Raw genomic sequence first — 21,726 nt, forward strand, 5'->3', positions numbered from 1 at the left:
GATGAGCACAAAACGTCAGACAATCGGGCGCACGTTTAACGCGCCAGTTCTTCACAACGAGACCGAGTCGGAAGCGGTCAAACAGGTATTTACACTCTCTTCTGGCAGGAAGGCGGCCTTTACCAAAGTGACCGTTCCGGCGGCAGAAGTTGAAACCAAAACGTATGTTCTTCAGGAAGTAAATGGACGTGATCAGTCTGCGCTCACCCCTGAATCCCTTCAGGATATTACGCGGACCATCAGTCTACAGCAGTTCTTCCCGGCCATTGGTGTCCGTCGCGATAACCGTGTTGAGATCCTGGATGGCTCACGTCGTCGCGCCTCGGCCATCATCAAGCATGTGGGCCTGGATATTTTGGTCACAGATGAGTCACTCTCGATCAGCGAGGCCAGAAAGCTGGCACAGGATATTCAGACGGCCCGGGAACATAACATTCGTGAAGTGGGAACGCGGTTGCTAGCCCTCAAGCAAAGTGGACTGACACAAAAAGAAATTGCTGAAGTGGAGGGATTGTCGCAAGCGAAAGTTACGCGAGCATTGCAGGCTGCCAGTGTATCTTCTGAGTTGCTATCCCTTTTTCCAATCCAATCTGAATTGTCTTTTTCTGACTATAAAGTATTGCTGATGGCAGAAGAATTGTTGGTCAGCAATCAACGTTTGGTCTCAGAACTCATCGAAAATATCAGTAACGTCGTCAATGTGATCCGTGAGTCGTCATTGCTGCCCGCTGATGAGGTTAAGACTAAAATCCTCACGGTAATACGGGATGAAGCCACAGTATTGGGAGAACCTGCGAAAGGAGAAGCGGCTGTCATCACCCCACTCTGGCAGTTTTCTGACAAGAACAAGTATGCCCGCAAGAAGATCCGGGGGCGCATGTTTAGCTATGAATTTAGCCGTGTGTCGCCCGAACTGCAGGGTGCTATTGATGATGCGGTGAATGCTGTCTTGGCCAAGCATCTGAAGTCATAATTGAAATATTCTCCACCAACTTTTCAGTGTTAACTATTTAAAAATAATCGCTTTTCCATGGAGATTTCACCGTGAAATCTCCATAGGATTCACACTCACTCGCCCTGCTTTGGTCAGTTCCTAAGTTTTAAAGTCGAACGCCTTAATAATTACAACTACGTTCTCCAGGCAAATACATGTTCTAACATGTTATATGTAATGGATATCCTCTTTGAATTTCACGCTGAAATCTCCACAGTTGTACATCTATTCAGTCAGACACTTATCCAAGCGTATGCCTTTCTAAGGCCTTTTTATATTGAAAATTCAATACCTTTCTCCATGCAAAAAAATCATGTAGTCTTTTGTATTTAAAAGATATAAAAGGGAATTTCACGGTGAAATCACCAGATTTTCACTTGCGAAACGAGGTAGGATTTCAAGTAAGGATGTCGGCAATCTGATCCCGGCTGCTTCCGAACATGACGTGACAAAGCAATGAGTAGACCAAAAAAACGGATTGCATCATGTTGTCGTGTCTTGCAAATATACTGGCTTAGAGCCTGTAAATAATTCTGTGTAACTGCCACTGTATTAGAGATGATCGCTCAGGCGGTCACCGAACTCAATAATAAAACGGCTCATCGCCAACCGTCAGTTTCGGATCGGCATATTCCATTTTTTTGACGCATCCTTGATCGCCAGATAAAATCACTTTGCGCACTGAGTCGTCTGTCGGGAACACTTTGCGTTTCTTTGTCGCCTGCCGGATCACGTTGTTCAGTGACTCAATCGCATTCGTGGTGTAGATGGCTTTGCGGATATCGAGCGGATAGCCGAAGAACGTATTGAGGTTTTCCCTGTGCGCCCGCCAGCTTTTGCTGATTCGCGGGTATTTATCGTCCAAGACGCCCGCGAACGTATCCAACGCCATCAACGCCGCTTACTCTGTCGGCGCCTGATACACCATTTTAGCCCGCCAGTGACCGCTTTGTCGTTCTTCCACGATACGTATTTCAGACTGTTGTGCACCATGTGATGATGCACAACTGGATATGTGTCTGTGGATACACGCTGTTTATCGCATCCGGGAAGCCCTTCAGGCTATCTACGCAAGCAATCAGGATGTCTTGAAGGACCCGATTTTTCAACTCAGTCAGCACATTGAGCCAGAACTTCGTCCCTTCATTCTCGGCCAGCCACATACCCAGCAGCTCTTTTTTATCCTCGGTATTAATCCCCATAGCCAGGAACACGGCCTTGTTGATGACGCTGCCATTGTGACGGACTTTTACAACAATACAGTCAATATAAGCAATAGGATACAACGTAACCAGAGGACGACTTTGCCATTCGGTGACCTGCTCTTTGACCGTATCGGTGACTTTAGATATCAGCGTGGGTGACACATCGGCATCGTACATTTCTTTGAAGATAGCGACGATTTCGCGGGTGGTCATTCCTTTGGCGTACAGAGATAAAATCTGACTGTCCATCTGTGTAATACGTGTCTGGTTTTTCTCGATGAGCTGAGGTTAGAAGGTGTTTTCACGGTCACGCGGCGTGTTCAACTCGATATCGCCGTCATCACACAGCAGCGTTTTTGACGCATAGTCATTGCGTGTGTTTGAACCTGCTTTAGATGCATTTTTCTCGCGCCAGAGGTGGTCAGTTAACTCTGCCTTGAGCGCCATTTCAACGGTCAGCTTCGTCAGCATACGGGAAAGCTGATTGAGGTCGGCTTCGGTTTTAAGGCCTTTAGCCAGTTCAGTTGCGAGGGCTTTAAGTTTCTTTTCGTCCATAATTTGCCTGTCTCCGTTGTTGGAGTGAACATATCAAAAACAGGCTGATACACAACTTTAATTACAGTCTCACCTTATGATGGAGAATGAGATTTATACCTAGGATGTCCTTGATGCCATATTCGCAGTTCCAGCGCACCGCCTACAGGATGATGTTACGCTATAAATGCCGGTCTTTGAATGGGTTCATGTGCAGAGCCGTCATCAAAAGGGGCCGATAAGTTTATCACCTCCAGATTTTGCAACAGAGCCCACATCGGCGTGGATGACGAATTGGGATTAGTACACAGCGTAGCCGGCACTGCGGCCAACGTGGTGGACGTTACCCAGCTCGAGCTTTCAAGACAATCACAGCGCCGCCAGAGCAGACGGTGGCTCCCCCAATACATATGTGCTAATGTGGGTTTGTGTAATTTACGGAGCTTATCTTATGAGTCACCTGACAATCGACATAACGGACCAGCAACATCAAAGCCTGGGGGCGGTGGCCGCGTTGCAGGGCAAGACCTTCAAGCAATACACCCTCGAACGCCTGTTCCCCGGTGATATTGATGCCGGTCAGGTATGGCAGGAGCTGAAAGCCTTGCTGGGGAACCGCATCAACGATGGACTTGCGGGGAAGACTCTCCACCAAGAGCATCGGCGAAATTCTTGATGAAGAAATCGCCGGGGCTCGTACTTGACGGCCTACGGCGCAGGCCGAAGACGATCTACGCGGCACCATCCGCTACACACGCAAGCAATGGCGCGCTGAGCAGGTACGCCGCTAAATCGCGAAGCTGGAACAGGATATTGCCGTTCTAGCCGCCGGTCAGCGTTCTTTCAAGGATATAACCGAACTTTTTCCAGCGTTGCGGATGGCACGTTGTGAACATCACTACGTTTTCTGCCTACCGCGTGAGAGTACGTCCGTGTTGATCGTAGCAATTTTTCATAAGTGCATAAACCTCATGACTCGACTGACAGACAGGCTCAATGAGTACATGGTAAAGCTAGTCAACATGTCCATTCGGGTCGATCCCGAGTTAAAAGCCGCTTTTCTGGCGGCATGCCAAGATGATGGATACAGCGGCGCAGGAGTGATCCGCTTCGCCATGCAAACAGTTGTTGATGCCTCTCGCGATCCCGACACCTTCCGCGCCCAGATCGTGACCGACACGGCGGAACCTGCGCCGTTTCACATTCACACGCGCGAATGGATGTGCCAGACGGTGCGCCGTTTCGTGGCCGAGATTTTCAAGGTGGCTGCATGATGGACGAACACGCGCGCCGCCGCCAGGCTCGGGAGAGCTTCAAGAATGACGCGCTGCGGGCCTGGAAGGATTACCAGCTCAACGGCCGGCATTTGATGCAGACAGAAGTCGGGGCATGGCTAAAAACCTGGGGTACGCCGGGGGAAACAGCGATGCCAATCCACACACCTGATGAACCGGGGACAGGCTATGCCCGAGCTCGATCCTGAAGTTGCTGATGAAGTCCCGTGGTCCGACAGGATCACCCCTTACGATGAGACCCATTTTGTCACCTATATGCGGCTTCTCGATGCTGAGGCAGACGGTGCGGACTGGCAGGAGGTCGCCCAAGTCGTGCTGCACCGTGACCCTGTGTCAGAACCAGAGCGCACCCGTCATTGCTGGGAAGATCATCTAAGGCGCGCAAAATGGATGACGGAAATCGGCTATCGGAAAATCCTTTCCGACGACCGTGACAAACTGCAATAAAGAGAGGCCAACGGCACTGGCAAAACGTAGCCGGGCTTTGCACAGAATGCTATGGTACGGATCGGTGCCCAGGAAGCCTTTCATCAGCACCGCGAAACGTGCCGCTTCGGTTTCTCTCGTATCGTCATCGACAGCGCTTCGTAGACCTTCGGCAGGAGTTGGCCCCATTGTTAGCGCCAATGATATAAGACAGTAATTCACCATTTGGATTGTCCTCTCCACGAGTGCAACACTAGATTTGGCCTGCAGGGTGCTTGGCATGGTAGTGGACCCTGTAACTGTGGTTCAAATCAAGGCGGTAATGCAGCTCGATTTTTCTCATCAACAACCCATTCAGGCACCTAGGCGATAAAATTGGGTTCAGCGGACGCAGTAAAGGGTGACAAATTTATCACTCATAAAAAGATAGCCATTGCCCCTTGTTCGGTACAAATTAAAACGATAATCCTTATCATTAAATAACATAAATGAAGGGTACATTCCGATGAGTAAATCAGCGGGGGTAGTATTGCCAGGCAGCTCGGATACTGTTGATTTGTATATTATATAAGTGTGCCCGTAATGGCTGAAGTTAAATGAAGAAGCCCGGCGTATAATGGTTGTTTCATTGTCTTTGTTATTTGCGATCCCGTCAAAATTAACTCTGCCATTCGTTCCATGCAAAAATACAGAAATCCGGGCTCTGCTAGAGGTGAGATCACTCTGGGTTACCAGAATACCATGGCAATTGATACTTATTTTGTCTCGGTTACCGACGAGGAAGTAGTAAATCAATAAAAATAGCATGCTAACGGTCACAAGACTGAGGATAAGAAGTTTATTTCTCATTCTATATTCCTCCCAATTAGATTAAAGGTTGTGCAGACAGGCAAGGGGGTGCTTTCGATGGGGAGGGGGCATACAACAACCGAGGTGCGAGTGCTATATTTGAACATTGTGATATAGAGGTAAGGGGACGTTTTACAATCGACACCTAATGCTTGAATTGTTGCAATTCTTTTTGCAATATCGTGAGTTTTCGAATTGGTATAGGCCATGCAACCGGAATCATTCGGGTAAAGAGTATAATTATGGAATGGTGATACTCCCTCTTTTGCCAGTAAGAGATAAAGTGCAGCAAAAAAATAATCAAGGCCAATACAATTACGCTGTAAAAGCGAGGCTCTTTCAATTTCGTCTTGGTCTCCTGCCACCAGGAGGAGGTGGGAGATTCATTGAGCATTTCTTGAAGAGAAGGAAGGTCAGACTCATTTTTTATTTTGAAGTCATTATCTACTGAGTTCACTGGCGCCTCGTCGCCCAGCAACTGCTGGACAGAAAAGGCCTGATTAAATTTGAAACCTTGTTTGGGGACCGTCAATACCATAGATTGATATTTTTTTGATATACTTTTCAGTGCCTTACGTAGTAACGCGATGTTTTGGTAAAGATTGTTAACGGAGACGCTCTTAGCCTCATCTCCCCAGACGTACTCGTAAAAGTCATTTTGGAGGACCAGCTTAAAACGCCTTTCAAGGAGCAGTTCCAGGCATCGGCTGGCTGGAATGTTAAGCGTAATGGTAATGTTTTCAGCACCAAAAATGGTCAATTGGCAACTTTCTGGACAAAATTCAAAGCTTGAGTCGATAACGTAGCGTATTAACATGTTTACCCACACTTTTATGTATTATATTTCCAATATTACCTCGCAAACCGCCCCCTCCGTAGGTGCGTTACTTGCCAACTTTTGGGGGAAAATTCCCCACCTCCTCACAAAATGAAATGGTTACATTATTGAAATTATAGCTGCCATTAGTATTTTCGATTTGTTGGCTCGGCCCCGAGAAACACCCGACAGTAGATGGATCTTAACATAAGAGATTGGGGCTGAAGGGATGGTTCGGCAGCACAATACGTTTAGAAATGCAGGGAGATAGCCTTTATCCACGAATTGGACGATTTCTTTACCATATCCCTCTACCCAGTTTGCCTGGGTAGAGAAAATGAGCGTGCGCTTGCCCTGGGTAGCAAACTCCCAAGCTGCCTGAATAGATAGGCCGCGAACATTTCTAGGAAATGGATTCCGATCTGGGCGGCGAGCTTCCATTTCAGAGACAAACCCCGCCAAAAACGGGCCATGATTGTTTAGATCGTAATTCAGCCTGGCAGAAGCAGAGGTTCTCGACCATACCAATGTTCCAAAACGCTGTCGCGTAGACCGCCAATCCGAGCGAACAGGTTCTCCCGGTTCATCCCCTCGTATCCATGTAGTTAGATCATTCAACTCTTCGCCACTCGGCAGGATCGCGGAGAGACACACAATCCTTCTTTCCGCTGCGTCAGCACGCCGAAGCAGACGCTGAACTAATGCCTCGTAGCGAATCTCTCTCTGTGGGCCCAATCATGTGTCCTTCATCCAACACAATAAGACCTACGTCGTTGATCAGGCCAGCATCGTTACGCAGCGCAAAGTCTAGCTTCTCTGGCGTAGCAATCACGATATTTTGGCTACGTAGAGCATCTTCATCGCCAGACGATATACCACTCGCACCATAGAGCGACGAGACCGTGAAACCCAAAGGCGAGAAAGTCCTCCGAAACGATCGCTCAGTTTGCGCCGAAAGAACACGCAACGGCGTTACAACAAGCACACGTTTTCCAGTAGCCAACGTCATGAGTGCTGCGATTTCGGCAACACGGGTCTTTCCGGCGCTCGTAGGCAATGCAACGACGAGGTCATCGGCAAGGTCGATTGAGCGGGCTGCTGCCTCAAGCTGCGACGGCCATAGCTCGACTTCAGAAGTCCTCCTTGCATACAAAGCACCGATGAACATCCTGCGAAGACGTGGATATTCTTCCTCGCCATCAATTGGGATATCATTCGGCAAACGTTCATGGAGCGAATGTCCCCAAAGATCATCGATCAGTGCTCGGCAGATTTCACAAATCCACCAGAAGGGAACATTTCCGGCATTCCCAGCTAGACTGACCGCCAAGGCCAGCAGTTCCATTGCCCGCTGATACAACACGGCTTCACCTGTCTGCAGGGCAAAATCAAAGTAGGCCAAGGCCCGACATATTGTCGTGTTCAGAATTACGGCAACAGCATCATCTGGTTCTAGCTGGCCTGTATCGATCGCTTGCGTCAGTGCATCGTCTTCGTGTTCAGGATACCTCAACCAAGTGCGCACATGGTCCTGTAGCCGATCCATATCCCGAAGAATAAGAAGCATGATCGCAACTTCTGCAGGATTACTATTCAGATTTTCGTCGTGTTCATTGAATAGGGAATATGCGACCGCTGAAAAGCCAGCAAGGTGATAGGAAGCAGCCGCCAGCGTACGATAAAAACCGCGATCCACGGCATCTTGTCGGCCATTTTTCACCAACGATTCGAACGCGTTAGCACTCCTCTCAAATCCTTTGCTCGATAGATTTGTAGAGCCTTCTTTGTCACGCAAATTGAGGGTAGCCCGAAGTAAAGCAAAACCATGCTCGGCCAAATCTGATTCGATAGAGTCGCCAAGTTGCGGGGCTTCTGGCGGAAGTTTGCCGTCGACACACATAAGCGCCCAAGCAGCGCCACGGTACAAAAGGTGCCCCCACGTATCATCCTTTGTTGCAGCTACAAGGAAAGCACGTAGCTCTTCAATCGTTTCCAAGGTCTCGCACCTCTTCGTAAATTGCCTCGATAAATTCTCCGTGGTCTTTCACATGAAAATTCACGACGTAATGGTTCCGATTAGCGCTCACAGTTTCCAAATCAGCGATCACAGCATCGGGAACTCCGTTGCCAGAGAGGGTAAAGAGCATATGGTCTGTCAACGCAGTTTTAAAATGTCACCTAGCCCTGCTAGATACAAAAGTCACTTTTTTTAGGAGAAGCCAATTTTGTCTAGTGGTTAAAAGACTTGTTAAACGGTCTTTTAAAGCATAGAATCAAGACCTGTTATATGGTCTTTAAAGGTGTACTATGCCAAACATTATCTTAAGCGATACAAGCGCTAGCGTCAGCGAACTGAAGAAGAATCCAATGGCTACAGTCAGTGCCGGTGATGGGTTTCCTGTCGCTATACTGAATCGTAATCAGCCCGCCTTCTACTGTGTTCCAGCAGAACTATACGAAAAGATGCTTGATGCCCTAGATGATCATGAACTGGCTAAATTAGTGATTGAGCGCAGTAATCAGCCATTGCTTGATGTGGATTTGGATAGCTTCGTATGAGCTACACCGTCAAGTTCAGAGAAGATGCGTTGAAGGAATGGCAAAAGCTCGATAAAGCCATTCAACAACAATTTGCCAAAAAATTGAAGAAATGTTGTGAGAACCCGCACATTCCTGCGGCGAAATTACGAGGAATCAAAGATTGCTACAAAATAAAACTTCGTGCATCTGGATTCCGCCTTGTATACCAGGTAATAGATGACAAGTTAATTATTGCTGTTGTAGCTATGGGCAAGCGTGAGCGTAGTGACATATATAATCTCGCAAGCGAAAGAATGAGGTAGTTAGAATGACAGGTATTATAGGTAGTGGGCTAAAATTCTTGACAGTTTACGAAAATGATACGGGGGAAAAGAGGCTTATTGTATCTGTTTCTAATTCTGTTGTCATATGGAAAACCGCTAATCCCGACCACCAGAAGGTGCAAAATCTCAGAATAGAATTTTCTTCATATAACTTTTAATCCTCACAAAATATCATTTCAAAATGATTATGAATCATACCGTTGATGCGAGAAATCTCAAGCTAACTTAAAATTATCACGATGCCTTTTTAATAAAAGAAAATTAACAACAGATTAAAAATTATGTATTTTAATTCAATGATGTCGTGCTTTTTCAAAAGAAACACCATCCTTTCCATTGATTTAAATCAATTAATTTAAATCCCCCAAGTAACAACTATTGACGATATGGCTATCAGTATTTCCTTCTTCCGGGATAAATCGAAAAGGCCAACTCTACCCAGTCCTAGGCTAAGAATTTACGCCTAGGTATTGCAGGCCGATTGCGTCAATGTGATGGGGCATATCACGGATTTTCTTATCTTTTCGATAACTGCATCACGGAATGCGTTGTCATAAATTGACAAAAATCAATAAAATCGTTAATTTTTCTCTCGTAAGTAAATTTCCTTTTAATGAAAACATCTTTTATTTTAATGCGTTACATTTTCTTGTCTGCAAAAAAAGCATTGTGATAATTTTAAGTTTATTTAAGGTTGTTCTTATTTCGTGTAAATTACTCTGTATCAACTGATCACACTATCTGCTTATTGTAATGGGGATTTCAACAAGAGTACCGCGTCCCTTTTACCCCTTGGTATGAAAATGACGCCATGGAGGCATTTTCCCAGGCCGGTATTCACGATCAGGACAGCCGTACTATCGGTAATTTCGGGGCGGGCCTGCGCTGGAATTGATGCTGGAAAAACGGGTACAAACCGAAGTACGTGACGGTATCAGTCACTACGTGATGGAACTGGTCAGCACCCTGCCGGGCACTTTCCTGGTCAAGGTTGACCTCGGCGTATTTGGCGAAACGGCTCCGCAGTTGGTGACCTTTACCAATGGTGGCTCAGAACGGATAGCGTAAAATTGGATATTGCCCCGATTCATCAACTTGCTCGAGGGATTTTAAAAACAATGTTACCTATTTATGAGACCTTTTACTTTAGTTCCACACTCGACATTGCAAAAGGTGGGCTGAAGGGACTGTTATTTATATTGTTGATAGGGTTGCTGCCTACTCCGGCAAGCGCGATACTGAGCGACAAGACTGGGCAGATACAGGGTCAGGTACCCACAGTAACGGGAATACCTCAGGTATTGCTCCCGGACGGCGTTACTGTGTTGGCAGACAATGCCATACTGGAGGGGAACCAATCACCCGACCAGTTCAAGATCTCAACGTCGATAGCAGATTTGATATTGCATGATGCTGATGGTGATGCTGAACTGAGCGCATTGGTTGATACTGCACACGCCACATTGACCTGGATGCACAACGGAACAGAATTGTCTCCCGCACAGTTGGCGACTCCATTTGGGGAGAACTTCGCGGCTCAGACATTAACTCTTGAGGTTAGTGTGCCAGTAACGGCCAGTAGCTCAACAGGCCTACCGACCACGGCAGAGCCGAAAATTCTATTTTATCGCTATATTGTGTACATACCGTCGAAATTCACAGGTGTGACGGTCAATGGTCATACATTTGAGATTGATGCAGGATTCCCTAGTGTTGGTTTTTCTAAGGCAACATTCACGTTGGATATGACTGGTAACCCTGATGACTACATTTGGAATTCTAATCAGGCTAGCAATGTTGTTACAATCAACAATAGTGGTCAAGTGACACTTGAAAGCCAGCCAACTTCAGCTGCAATAACCATAATGGCAACACCAAAAAATGGATCTCGGCCATTAGCTTATTCATTCAATATCAAATCGTGGTTTAGCCCTCCCGGCATAAACATCAGAAATGATTCAGTGGTTCAATATTGTAACAGTAGAAAATTAGTATTACCCACAAGAGCCCAGTTAACATCAGGTGAGAATATTCGCCAAGTTGGAACTCTTTTTGGGGAATGGGGGAACATGCTGAATTACAGCGGGGGTTTTACTAACGTAACATACTGGACAGCAGATATAGGGCCTAGTGCGAGTCGTTATTTTGGCTCTCTGGTTACAGGTAACTTCAGTGCCAGTGCTCGTACTTCTGAACTTGCAATAGTAATGAATGTTACATGTATGAATAGTATTTAATCTCATCATATCCTCTTGTTGAGGATATGATGGGTTTTGTTGAATACATCGAACTTTCAGGAGATTGGCGGATCGGAAATCTACGTTATCTGGTTGGCTTTGGATATGGTGTTCTGAATGTTCGAGACCCTATGGCGTTCGAGTACAAAAATCATGTTGCCTGTTCATGAAACCTTTAGCTTGATCATTGTTTATAATAATGGACTCACGAAAATGGATTGGAATGCTGACTCGAATTGGCGCACAGATCAGGGGTTGATTCAGCCGACAAGAAATGGACTGACCCCACATCGGTAGACAAATTCAGTCCTCACGACGAGGCCTGTTCAAAGGCCTCCGGACTGACGTCGCCGAGATGACTGTGGCGGCGGGACCGGTTATAGAAGACTTCAATGTAATCGAAGATATCGGCCCGGGCCATATCCCGGGTTTTATAGATGCGTTTTCTGATCCCACGCCGGCTCATACTGGGTGCCAGGTTATTGGCCCGACAGAAGCGCTGCCAGTCGTCGCTACCATACTGGCTGCCCTGGACGCCCTTCTAAGAGTTAAGTTGTTATTTGAGTACTGTTGAACAGCCGATTTTGATTACGTAGCAGCGTAAAGACTTCACGCAAGATATAACGTTTAAGGCAACGCAGCGCTTCCATTTTTGAGTGACCTTCAGCTATCCGTCTGGCGACATATTCCTGTGTTTTCGTATCGGTACGTAATCGCCCAATAGCAATAATATGTAGGGCGCTATTGGCGGCACGATCACCACCGCGGTTAAGTCTGTGGCGATTTGTTTTACCGGAAGATACGGGAACTGGACTGACGCCACATAAAGCCGCGAAACCAGACTCCGAAGTCAGGCGCTGAGGATTATCTCCGGCGGTAATCAAAAGTTGCGATGCACATTCGTACCCCACCGCTTTGCGCCTGATAAGCTCTGGTGCCAACTCATCAACAATTGATGTTATCATGACATCCAGATCGGCTATTTCATCATGCAACTTAAGATATCTGCGGGCCAGCGATTTCAGTGTTATACGATAGGCATCCTGAACATTCCGATAGGCGGTAACATCGGGTCGCCATGAGGCCAGCGTACGAATCAAATGCATCCTCGTGAGATGACGTATCTGATCACGTAACTCATCAGGAGCTGACACGATATTCATCTGGATCATTTGTAGTGCAATGCGTCGTGCTGTGACAGCTGTTTTGCGGCAGACTTTCAGGACGCGTAGTGCTTCGATCATTCCACTACGTGTTTTTGGCGTGACGGTACGTATTCTGCAGAGGGCAGCGTGGGCAGCGCTTTCTGCATCGATCGTATCGCTTTTACCCCGTTTACGACACTCCATTTTATCCGGGGCTATCACCTCCAGTACTTCGATTTTGGCACTCTGAAGTTCCAGTTGCTGCGCAGGCAGGGTAATGCCTGGAACCATAAACGCGTTCACCGGATTTACTGCCTGCTGAAACTGAATTTTCGCCGCAAGGGAAAGCAGCGTTTGCCAGTCCGTAACCCGGCACCACTGGTGACACCTGAGGCACTTAACCAGAGCTGGTCGATAGACTTTATGCATGCATGATGCGCTGGTCTGTGGCAGACGCTTGCGGACCTTCAACGTGGTGGATGACTTTAACCGCGAAGCCCTCGCAATAGAAATCGATCTGAATATCCCGGCACAGCGGGTGGTCAGAGTACTGGACAGGATCGTGGCAAACCGGGGTTATCCACTGAAACTGCGGATGGACAACGGCCCGGAACTGGTCTCGCTGGCGCTGGCACAATGGGCAGAAGCTCATGGCGTGATGCTGGAATTTATCAAACCGGGAAAGCCAACACAGAATGCGTTTATCGAACGGTTTAACAGGACATACCGAACAGAAATACTGGATTTTTATCTGTTCAGAACCCTGAATGAAGTGCGGGAAATCACGGAGCGCTGGCTGAGTGAATATAACAGCGAGCGTCCGCATGAATCCTTGAATAACCTGACGCCGGAAGAATATCGGCTGATGGCTGAAAACCTGGAAATCTCAAAAAGTGTGTGGAACTAAAACGGGTGACTTACAGTAGAACGGCTGATGTAGTGATGCGATAAATTAATAACCAGACAGAAAATTTGGTTTATCTGTCTGTGAATCATGGAAATCATATCGTATATGTTTGATGATAAATTTCGAATACTCATTGAAGTATAATCATTGCATGTGACTTTTTTTGGTTTTTTATGCCAAATTATCATGATATTTAGGCTTTAAATTTTTTTAATGAGGTTTTTTTTGAACTTTAAATCTAATAAAAAACTGATTTGAAAACCAATGCTTAGTGACCGTAAAATGATAACCCTGAACCAGAGAGATGGCGAATTGTGGCAAAAATAAGAATAGAGAATAGAGGGTCTGGTTTGACGGCGATGCATGAATTACCCCGCATCATAAAATATATTTTGCAGCACAAGACTGAGGATTGTATAAGAGACCTGACGCTTAGTGTAGTTGAGGTGATGAGGAAATTACTTAAAGGGAAAAGAAATGCTGATTTCGGAAAAAAACCGTCAGTAAACATAAGTTGAATGCGCTAAAAAACTAGGTCTCACGGGCTTGAACTCTCGCGCTATTTTAATTTATGAGAATTATCACGCCCTGTGTAAACGAAAAGCGCTACTCACTTTTAGTTAAAGAACTTTAGTTTTAATATATTGTTCTGTTAATCAGTTATTTAATATAATAGACTGTTTTTTGTTACCTTAATATCCATGAGGGAAATTATCATGTAGCCTCAGATCTCAATACTACATATACATAATTCGCTTAATCACCTTTCAAAAAATAGTCACTTTTAAATATACCATGTAGTGCAGTATGCACATGGATGCATTCTTCTTGTCAAATAGAAGGGAGTCAAAGTAATGAATAAAGTTTACCGTGTTATTTGGAATCATTCGCTGCAATGTTTCGTTGCGGCTTCTGAATTCGCTAAAACCAAGAGTAAGGCCGCCAGCAAAGTTGCGGCAGCGATCATATTAAGCTCTGTGGCTACCACAGGCTTTGCCGATGAGAATGTCATCCCCAAAGTCGTCGACAGTGCGATGGAAGAAACCACTACCGATAGCAACACGCTGCCAGATTTAACCGAAATTGCAGCGATTGGCGCACAAGTGGCCGCGGTGATGGCGGATAACGATTTAACGTTGTTCGACGATACAGTTGTTGCTGAAACACCGGTATTTACCCCGGGGATGGGGCGTGCGGTAGGAACTAACCCGGTTATTAATATTGTGGTTAATGGTGCAGATGCTGCAACTGCATCGACTGGGGGATGGGCTATAAGTGCAAGCGAGCGTCGTACTGATGGTAAAGGTGTGATTATGGCGGGCTTAGCTGCTCCTATAGCAATGGCCATTGGTTCTGGTGCCAACGCTACTGGTAACGGCAGTGTAGCTCTCGGCAGTTTTGCAGCTACAGACACTACAGCATTTGGAAGTGTAGCATTAGGGACTTATGCAACAACTAAAGGGCGTGCAGCTCTCGCTATAGGTGCCGGAGCTTATAGTAACACGGCCTCTATCGCTTTAGGGGGCTGGAGTGTAGCGACTGGATTACGTGCGAATGCCATTGGCGTAGTTTCTGGAGCTATCGGTGATGATTCCACGGCTATCGGTACCTCTTCAATGGCATCAGGCCTCCGCTCCATTGCTTTGGGCTCTAGCCCCAATACCGGTTCGGGTGCAGATCCTGTTCAGGATACGACAACAAATACTAACGCCTCTGGCGCCGACTCCATTGCTCTGGGCACCAATGCCAAAGCCAGCGCCAATAATACGCTAGCACTGGGGCTCAACAGTTCCGCAACCTTGGTCAATAACCTCGCCGTGGGTGCCAACGCCAGTGCAACCGCAGCCAACTCGGTTGCTTTAGGTGCATCATCTGTGGCAAACCGTGCCAATAGCGTTTCTATTGGTGGCACCGGGGCAACACGCCAGTTGGTGAATCTGTCTGCGGGTACAACTGCGACTGATGCAGCCAACGTTTCACAATTAACACCTGTGATTGCTGCCTTGGGTGGCGGTTCAGCCTTCGATAACACTACCGGGGCAGTTACCGGTCCACAATACACTCTGAGACAAATCAATGCTACAACCGGTAGCAGCCAGTCAGTGTCTACCCCATTCAGCAACGTAGGGGATGCGCTAACAAGCCTGAGTGGCAGCCTGTCTAATCTTTCGGGCTCAGCACTGCGCTATGTCGATTCAGCGTCCAAAGCCTTGATTCAGTTAGGCGGCGAAGATGGTACTCGTATCACCAACCTTAGCACAGGTGAGCTATCGGCCAGCAGCACCGACGCCGTTAACGGCAGCCAGCTGTTTGCCACCAACAACACTGTGGCGGCCAACACGGCCACCCTTGTCACTCATGCTGCAGATATCGCCAAAAACACCGCCAATGTCAGCGGGTTGGCAGGCAGTTTAGGCGGCAACGCCGCAGTTGATGTAGACGGCAACTTTGTTGCACCAAGCTACAGCGTACAGGGTCAGACCCTCGGGACCGTGGGCGATGCCCTGAATGCGTTGAACGGGGGGTAAATACCAACAGTGTGGCTATCGCACAAAACAGCACCGATATTCTGCGTAACAGCGGGGATATCACCAGCCTGACTACCAACCTCACCAATATCACCAATGACCTGAACTCCGGTTCGGTTGGCCTGGTGCAGCAGGATGCGGATACGCTGGGCCTGACCGTGGCCGCGGCAACCGGTGGCACTGCGGTGTCGCTGGCCGGTACTGACGGTGCGCGTACTCTGAGTGGTGTAAATGCCGGCGCCTTGGCAGCGGGCAGCACCGACGCCGTTAACGGCAGCCAGCTGTTTGCCACCAACAACACTGTGGCGGCCAACACGGCCACCCTTGTCACTCATGCTGCAGATATCGCCAAAAACACCGCCAATGTCAGCGGGTTGGCAGGCAGTTTAGGCGGCAACGCCGCAGTTGATGTAGACGGCAACTTTGTTGCACCAAGCTACAGCGTACAGGGTCAGACCCTCGGGACCGTGGGCGATGCCCTGAATGCGTTGAACGGGGGGTAAATACCAACAGTGTGGCTATCGCACAAAACAGCACCGATATTCTGCGTAACAGCGGGGATATCACCAGCCTGACTACCAACCTCACCAATATCACCAATGACCTGAACTCTGGTTCGGTTGGCCTGGTACAGCAGGATGCAGATACGCTGGGCCTGACCGTGGCTGCGGCAACCGGCGGCACTTTCGTATCACTGGCCGGCACTGATGGTGCACGTACTCTGAGTGGTGTAAATGCCGGCGCCTTGGCAGCGGGCAGCACCGACGCCGTTAACGGCAGCCAGCTGTTTGCCACCAACAACACTGTGGCGGCCAACACGGCCACCCTTGTCACTCATGCTGCAGATATCGCCAAAAACACCGCCAATGTCAGCGGGTTGGCAGGCAGTTTAGGCGGCAACGCCGCAGTTGATGTAGACGGCAACTTTGTTGCACCAAGCTACAGCGTACAGGGTCAGACCCTCGGGACCGTGGGCGATGCCCTGAATGCGTTGAACGGGGGGTAAATACCAACAGTGTGGCTATCGCACAAAACAGCACCGATATTCTGCGTAACAGCGGGGATATCACCAGCCTGACTACCAACCTCACCAATATCACCAATGACCTGAACTCCGGTTCGGTTGGCCTGGTGCAGCAGGATGCGGATACGCTGGGCCTGACCGTGGCCGCGGCAACCGGTGGCACTGCGGTGTCGCTGGCCGGTACTGACGGTGCGCGTACTCTGAGCGGTGTAAAAGCCGGGGCCTTGGCAGTTGGCAGCACTGATGCCATCAACGGCAGCCAGCTGTTTGCCACCAATAACAATGTGGCAGCCAACACTGCCAATATTGTCACCCACACCGCAGATATCGCCAAAAATACCGGCAACATCAGTGGGCTGGCAGGCAGTTTAGGCGGTGGCGCGGCGGTTGATGCGGACGGTAACTTTGTTGCACCAAGCTACAGCGTGCAGGGTCAGACCGTAGGGACTGTAGGCGACGCACTGAACGCCTTGAACGGTGGGGTAAATACCAACACTGCCGTTATCGCGCAAAACAGCACCGACATCCTACGTAACAGCGGTGATATCAATAGCCTGAACAACAGCATGGCTAGCATGACCAACGATCTGAACTCCGGTTCGGTTGGCCTGGTAAAACAAGATCTGGTGAGCAAAGAACTGACAGTGGCAGCGCTGTCTGGTGGTGACAGCATTTCATTCAGCGGGTTGTCCGGTAGCCGTGTCTTAAGCGGTGTGCGTGCAGGCCGAGCTGATGAAGACGCAGTGAACATCAGCCAGTTGAAAGATCTGTTTGCTGAGCTAGGTGCAACAGATGCCTCAATTGATGCGGCAACCGGCAAGATCAGCGGGCCACGCTACAACATCCAGGGCCGCAGCTATAACCTGAGTGACTCGCTCGCCGCACTGGATACCCATATCGGTACCATGAAAACCAACATCAACAATGCTATTGCCTATGACCTGGATAACAACAATAAGGTGACGCTGGGTAATGTGAACAGCTTAACGCGCGGAGCGCCAGCTCCGGTCACGATCACCAATCTGGCAGAAGGCAACGTGGCAGTGGGTAGTACCGATGCAGTTAACGGCAACCAACTGTACGAAGTGAAAAGCCAGGTAACGCAAAACACCTCAGATATTAGCGATATCAAAAACAATATCGACGGTATTACCAACGGCACCGTAGGTCTGGTGCAACAGGATGCAGAAACTCAAGAACTGTCGGTGGGTAAAGACAAAGGCGGCACCACCGTTTCCCTGGCAGGTACCGAGGGTGATCGTGTGTTAACCGGTATTGCTAACGGTGTGGCGGACAACGACGCAGCCACGGTTGCGCAGGTGAAAGACATTGCCGTTGCATCAAGCACCGTAGCCACCAACAACAGCAGCAACCGTGTCAAAGCCGTAGCAACAGGCAAAGACAGCACGGCGTTGGGTGGTGGAGCACAATCCTCTGGAGATAACAGCATGGCCCTGGGCAGCAATGCTCGTGCAACCGCCAGCAATTCAGTCGCACTGGGTAATGATTCACTGGCCGACCGTGCCAATTCGGTCTCTATAGGATCTCTCGGCAACGAGCGTCAGATCACCAACGTGGCACGTGGCACCGCGGGTACCGATGCGGTTAACGTCGATCAATTCAAAGAAGGGCTATCATCACTGAGTAACAGCACCAATCAGAACTTCCGCGATATGGGCCGCCGTATGGACGACATGAAAGACAAACTGAGTGCAGGTGTAGCGTCAGCAATGGCAATGGGCTCGTTGCCTCAGCCATACAGCGCCGACGCAGGCATGATGTCGATGGGTGGCGGTAGCTATAATGGCGAATCCGCACTGGCCATCGGTGCGTCTAAAGTGTCTGAAAACGGCAAGTGGGTGACTAAAGTTCAGGGTAGCACTAACACCCAAGGCGACTTCGGTATCTCTGCTGGGGTGGGCTATCAGTGGTAAAAGGCAGTTAGCGAAACACAACACTATCGGCTGATAGCGTTTTAATAAAACTAGCAAACTCACGCTATCGCGTGAGTTTGCTTTTAAAAATTCCAGGTCATTTTTAATGAAAAAATTTTTCCCCTGCTGAGTTGTGGGTTACTTTCAATGACACTTGGCGGCTGTGATATGACGGATTCTGGTCATAAACTCACCCCGCCGACCAAAGACAATGCCGTTACTATGGCATCGCTGCCATTAATTCAGAACACCCTTTCAGTAATGGCTCCGGCTTTTGGTGGCTCACGTAACGATATCATAATGGAACAAGTGTGCGCGTTGGCTCAAGGTAGCAAAACCCAAGCTCAGTTCGATCAGTTCTTTGCCAGTAAAAACATCGCATTACAGAAATTAGCCGCTCTGGACTCCGGTTTTGCGATGCTGGCGGATAACGATCTTGGCAAAAAACAGGCTAGCTGCATGGCCCACATTGCCTCATCGCCTTCATTGAGCAATATAGAATTAACTGATAACAAAGAAAAACTAGCGCAGCAATTGAGTTACAAAATGCAGGTTATAACGACCAATGCTGAGTTCTTTTCATTGATAGCCGAAAAGATCGAGTCTACCCCAGCAACGAGTATCGCCCAGCGTAAGCAGGAAATCATCCAGCAGGCATCAGCCCTATCTCCGCTTTATTTTGTCATCTTGGCCAAAAACGCACCTCAGAACGTACATTATGATGTGGTACAACTGCATAACACGTTTTCTTTGTCCGGTTCCGATGGTTATACGCTCTCTTTAGCAAATAACGTAGTCACCTTGCGCTTGCAGAATATCAACTGGTATGGCGAGGGCGAATTGCTTGGTAAGCGCTACTTTACTAAGGTGCTGTTGCCATCAACAGAATAAACATTGTTAATGTAAAGAGGTTAGTGAAGGTTACCCTGCCATTTTTTAGGCGGCCAACAGATAAAACGGTTCTGTCGCATTAAGGCGCTGTTCATGGTTAGGAGATTGGATCGTATCTTTTGAGAGCGACTGACCCTAAACGGCAGTGCGCTATATCCCCTGACGGTGCGGCATTGCCAAGATTTATGTGTGAAAACACCTGCGTTGATGTATTTTTAATCTAAAACCTGTTTTTCAGGCGCACTGACCCAGTGACGGCATCTGAAGCCATCGCTTTTTCGCCATCCGATGCAGCCGGTCAGAGAGCAGTTTGGTGGCGTGCTCGTCTGCCACGGCGCCTGCAAAACGCAGTCGGCCCTTGCACAGGATGCACTGGTACGGATCGGTACCCAGGAAAGTTTTCATCAGTACCGCGAACCCCGGCTTCTTCGGTTTTGCGCGTGGCGTCATCTCCAACGCGTCGTAAACCTTAGGCAACAGCGTGCCGCGCTTGCGGTTTGCCAGGAAGCCGTAGTAACGCACCATTTTAAAGTGTCGGGACGGGATGTGGCTGACGTAACGCCACAGCATTTCCTCCTGGCTCAGTTTCTGGCGTTTGTGCTGTTGCGTGTTGTGGTCGTAGTACTGGTGAACGACCGAGCCGCCACGGTAATGACGGAGCTGCGACGCCGCCACCGGCGGGCGTTTCAGATAGCGGCCCAGATATTTTACGCTGCGCCAGGCACCGCGGGTCTTTTTGGCGAAGTGGACCTTCCAGTGGCGCTGATATTGCGCCTGCAGGTAGCGTTTCCACTGCTTCTCATCGCGGATATGGCCGAGGTTGGGCAGCTTGCCGGGATTGACTCGATCGTAGCTGGCACGTAGCAGACGGATAACGGAACCGCGCCAGATGGTTTCAACCAGCTGTTTTTTAAAGAACAGGTCGCGCCAGACGCCGTGTTTGACATCGAGGCCGCCACGGGTAATGGAGACGTGGATGTGCGGATGCTGATTGAGCTGGCGTCCGTAGGTGTGCAGCGCGCAGAAGATGCCGACCTCGATGCCCAGCTTGCGCGCGTGCCTGAGCATGGCGCGGGTGGCGCAGCGAAAAAGGTCGTTGAGCAGCGGCCAGTTGTTATTGAAGAACGGCCACAGCAAGTGCGGCATGATGAAGGTGATATGTTGCCAGTCGCAGTCGGGCAGGATGTGCTGCTGCTCGGCAATCCACTGCTCGGTACCTTTGAGGCCGCAACTGCTGCAGGCCTTGGACTTACAGGTCTGGCAGAGAAAGCGAGAGTGCGTACAGTCAGGTGAACTGCAGCAATAGCGTCGTACGCCCATAGCGCAGGCAAGCATGCGCTCGACGGAGAGTTTGGTCCAATCGGTCAACTGATGGTCATTCTTCTCGAGGAAGCGTTCCCAGCCCTCGTCGTGTTGGAACAGAAGCTTTGCAGGTCGCGGTATGTACATGATGCACAGTATAAAATGCGTCGATAAGGGTGAAAAGGACTTCGGCTGCGTAGCAGACGAGCTCACGCCGTAGGCGTGCTACCGTTCGCCATGCTGGCACATACCTGGCTAGCACAGGACCCTGTCTTCCTCGATACCGAAACCACTGGGCTTGATGCCGGCGCGCAGGCACTGGAAATCGGTCTGGTGAATGCCCAGGGTGAGACGATATTTGAGACCCGCCTTAAATCCACTGTCGACATCGATCCGGCAGCAGCTGCAGTACACGGTATCAGTGACGATGATCTGGTCAGTGCGCCATCCTGGCCCGATATTACGCAGCAGCTGCAGCACCATATCGGCCGACGCCCGCTGGTTATTTTCAATGCTGATTTTGATACGCGGATTCTGAAGCAGACAGCGGCAGCGCATAACGACCCTGCCAGCTGGCTGGACTCTCTGACGGTGTACTGCGCCATGCGGCTCGCTGCGGGTTATTACGGACCCACCAACCGTTACGGTACCATATCGCTTTCTGGTGCTGTCAGTCAGGCTGGGCTGAGCTGGGCCGGAGAGGCACATTCCGCCGTCACTGACGCCGTTATGACGGCTCGGGTGGTTAACACTGTTGCTGAATACTGACGCCAG

16 protein-coding genes and 10 pseudogenes are annotated in these 21,726 nt (G+C 49.0%); 19 read left to right on the top strand and 7 right to left on the bottom strand.

Going from position 1 to position 21,726, the window contains the following annotated elements:
- Nucleotide 1: 1 nt before the first annotated feature.
- Nucleotides 2-973: a ParB family protein gene (locus ACQ86O_RS27505; RefSeq protein ID WP_431225966.1), complete on the top strand. Its 972-nt coding sequence runs from the start codon at nt 2-4 to the stop codon at nt 971-973.
- A 633-nt stretch (nt 974-1,606) separates the two neighbouring features.
- On the opposite strand, the pseudogene ACQ86O_RS27510 reads toward ACQ86O_RS27505, so the two are convergent.
- Nucleotides 1,607-2,754 (bottom strand): annotated as a pseudogene (locus tag ACQ86O_RS27510) (IS256 family transposase).
- Nucleotides 2,755-2,991: 237 nt separating this feature from the next.
- On the opposite strand from ACQ86O_RS27510, the pseudogene ACQ86O_RS27515 reads away from it, so the two are divergent.
- From ACQ86O_RS27515 to ACQ86O_RS27540, 6 genes and pseudogenes are all read left to right on the top strand, one after another.
- Nucleotides 2,992-3,090 (top strand): annotated as a pseudogene (locus tag ACQ86O_RS27515) (IS5/IS1182 family transposase); the annotation flags it as partial.
- Nucleotides 3,091-3,184: 94 nt separating this feature from the next.
- Nucleotides 3,185-3,437: pseudogene (locus tag ACQ86O_RS27520) on the top strand (antitoxin).
- A 39-nt stretch (nt 3,438-3,476) separates the two neighbouring features.
- Nucleotides 3,477-3,731 (top strand): annotated as a pseudogene (locus tag ACQ86O_RS27525) (type II toxin-antitoxin system RelE/ParE family toxin); the annotation flags it as partial.
- Nucleotides 3,705-4,007 carry a hypothetical protein gene (locus ACQ86O_RS27530; RefSeq protein WP_431225967.1) on the top strand — a complete coding sequence of 101 codons (303 nt, stop codon included), beginning with the start codon at nt 3,705-3,707 and terminating at the stop codon, nt 4,005-4,007. The pseudogene ACQ86O_RS27525 and the gene ACQ86O_RS27530, both read left to right, overlap by 27 nt.
- Nucleotides 4,004-4,216, top strand: coding sequence for a hypothetical protein (locus ACQ86O_RS27535; RefSeq protein WP_431225968.1), 213 nt, complete (start codon nt 4,004-4,006; stop codon nt 4,214-4,216). The genes ACQ86O_RS27530 and ACQ86O_RS27535 overlap by 4 nt, the downstream gene beginning before the upstream one ends.
- Nucleotides 4,197-4,475, top strand: coding sequence for a DNA -binding domain-containing protein (locus ACQ86O_RS27540; protein ID WP_431225969.1), 279 nt, complete (start codon nt 4,197-4,199; stop codon nt 4,473-4,475). The genes ACQ86O_RS27535 and ACQ86O_RS27540 overlap by 20 nt, the downstream gene beginning before the upstream one ends.
- Nucleotides 4,476-4,487: 12 nt before the next feature.
- Here the strand turns inward: ACQ86O_RS27540 and ACQ86O_RS27545 are convergent.
- From ACQ86O_RS27545 to ACQ86O_RS27555, 3 genes and pseudogenes are all read right to left on the bottom strand, one after another.
- A pseudogene (locus ACQ86O_RS27545) lies at nt 4,488-4,639 on the bottom strand (IS91 family transposase); the annotation flags it as partial.
- Between the two features lie 809 nt (nt 4,640-5,448).
- Nucleotides 5,449-6,120 (bottom strand): winged helix-turn-helix domain-containing protein, encoded by a 672-nt coding sequence (locus tag ACQ86O_RS27550; protein ID WP_431225970.1) that lies wholly within the window; start codon nt 6,118-6,120, stop codon nt 5,449-5,451.
- 252 nt (nt 6,121-6,372) lie between these two features.
- Nucleotides 6,373-8,116: pseudogene (locus tag ACQ86O_RS27555) on the bottom strand (DEAD/DEAH box helicase); the annotation flags it as partial.
- 311 nt (nt 8,117-8,427) lie between these two features.
- On the opposite strand from ACQ86O_RS27555, the gene ACQ86O_RS27560 reads away from it, so the two are divergent.
- From ACQ86O_RS27560 to ACQ86O_RS27580, 5 genes are all read left to right on the top strand, one after another.
- Nucleotides 8,428-8,679 (top strand): type II toxin-antitoxin system Phd/YefM family antitoxin, encoded by a 252-nt coding sequence (locus tag ACQ86O_RS27560; RefSeq protein ID WP_431225971.1) that lies wholly within the window; start codon nt 8,428-8,430, stop codon nt 8,677-8,679.
- On the top strand, nt 8,676-8,963 hold the full coding sequence (locus ACQ86O_RS27565; protein WP_431225972.1) for a type II toxin-antitoxin system RelE family toxin: 288 nt from the start codon (nt 8,676-8,678) through the stop codon (nt 8,961-8,963). The genes ACQ86O_RS27560 and ACQ86O_RS27565 overlap by 4 nt, the downstream gene beginning before the upstream one ends.
- Nucleotides 8,964-9,795: 832 nt before the next feature.
- Complete coding sequence (locus ACQ86O_RS27570) at nt 9,796-9,879, top strand: inverse autotransporter beta domain-containing protein (protein WP_431225978.1); 84 nt, start codon at nt 9,796-9,798, stop codon at nt 9,877-9,879.
- Entirely contained in the window at nt 9,879-10,052 is a 174-nt protein-coding gene (locus tag ACQ86O_RS27575; protein ID WP_431225973.1) for a hypothetical protein, read from the top strand. Before ACQ86O_RS27570 ends, ACQ86O_RS27575 begins: the two co-directional genes overlap by 1 nt.
- A gap of 2 nt (nt 10,053-10,054) precedes the next feature.
- The gene (locus ACQ86O_RS27580; protein ID WP_431225974.1) at nt 10,055-11,221 is read left to right on the top strand and encodes a hypothetical protein; all 1,167 of its coding nucleotides are present in this window, start codon (nt 10,055-10,057) and stop codon (nt 11,219-11,221) included.
- A gap of 310 nt (nt 11,222-11,531) precedes the next feature.
- Here ACQ86O_RS27580 and ACQ86O_RS27585 read toward each other — a convergent pair.
- A pseudogene (locus tag ACQ86O_RS27585) lies at nt 11,532-11,753 on the bottom strand (IS3 family transposase); the annotation flags it as partial.
- A gap of 16 nt (nt 11,754-11,769) precedes the next feature.
- A pseudogene (locus ACQ86O_RS27590) lies at nt 11,770-12,618 on the bottom strand (transposase); the annotation flags it as partial.
- Here ACQ86O_RS27590 and ACQ86O_RS27595 point away from each other — a divergent pair.
- From ACQ86O_RS27595 to ACQ86O_RS27620, 6 genes and pseudogenes are all read left to right on the top strand, one after another.
- Nucleotides 12,604-13,273, top strand: a pseudogene (locus tag ACQ86O_RS27595) (IS3 family transposase); the annotation flags it as partial. The pseudogenes ACQ86O_RS27590 and ACQ86O_RS27595 overlap by 15 nt on opposite strands.
- Nucleotides 13,274-14,127: 854 nt before the next feature.
- Nucleotides 14,128-15,801 (top strand): ESPR-type extended signal peptide-containing protein, encoded by a 1,674-nt coding sequence (locus ACQ86O_RS27600; RefSeq protein ID WP_431225853.1) that lies wholly within the window; start codon nt 14,128-14,130, stop codon nt 15,799-15,801.
- 11 nt (nt 15,802-15,812) lie between these two features.
- Nucleotides 15,813-16,304, top strand: coding sequence for a hypothetical protein (locus tag ACQ86O_RS27605; RefSeq protein ID WP_431225854.1), 492 nt, complete (start codon nt 15,813-15,815; stop codon nt 16,302-16,304).
- Between the two features lie 11 nt (nt 16,305-16,315).
- Nucleotides 16,316-16,807, top strand: coding sequence for a hypothetical protein (locus ACQ86O_RS27610; protein ID WP_431225855.1), 492 nt, complete (start codon nt 16,316-16,318; stop codon nt 16,805-16,807).
- An 11-nt stretch (nt 16,808-16,818) separates the two neighbouring features.
- Nucleotides 16,819-18,759 carry a YadA family autotransporter adhesin gene (locus ACQ86O_RS27615; protein ID WP_431225856.1) on the top strand — a complete coding sequence of 647 codons (1,941 nt, stop codon included), beginning with the start codon at nt 16,819-16,821 and terminating at the stop codon, nt 18,757-18,759.
- 147 nt (nt 18,760-18,906) lie between these two features.
- A complete protein-coding gene (locus ACQ86O_RS27620) occupies nt 18,907-19,650 on the top strand; it encodes a hypothetical protein (RefSeq protein WP_431225857.1) in 744 nt (247 codons plus the stop codon).
- Nucleotides 19,651-19,884: 234 nt separating this feature from the next.
- On the opposite strand, the gene ACQ86O_RS27625 is transcribed toward ACQ86O_RS27620, so the two are convergent.
- Complete coding sequence (locus ACQ86O_RS27625; RefSeq protein WP_431225858.1) at nt 19,885-21,099, bottom strand: IS91 family transposase; 1,215 nt, start codon at nt 21,097-21,099, stop codon at nt 19,885-19,887.
- A gap of 87 nt (nt 21,100-21,186) precedes the next feature.
- Between ACQ86O_RS27625 and ACQ86O_RS27630 the strand changes: the two are divergent.
- Nucleotides 21,187-21,720, top strand: a pseudogene (locus ACQ86O_RS27630) (3'-5' exonuclease); the annotation flags it as partial.
- Nucleotides 21,721-21,726: the final 6 nt, after the last annotated feature.

It is taken from the genome of Serratia sp. L9 (assembly GCF_050632285.1).
In the GTDB taxonomy this organism is placed as follows: Bacteria; Pseudomonadota; Gammaproteobacteria; order Enterobacterales; family Enterobacteriaceae; genus Chania.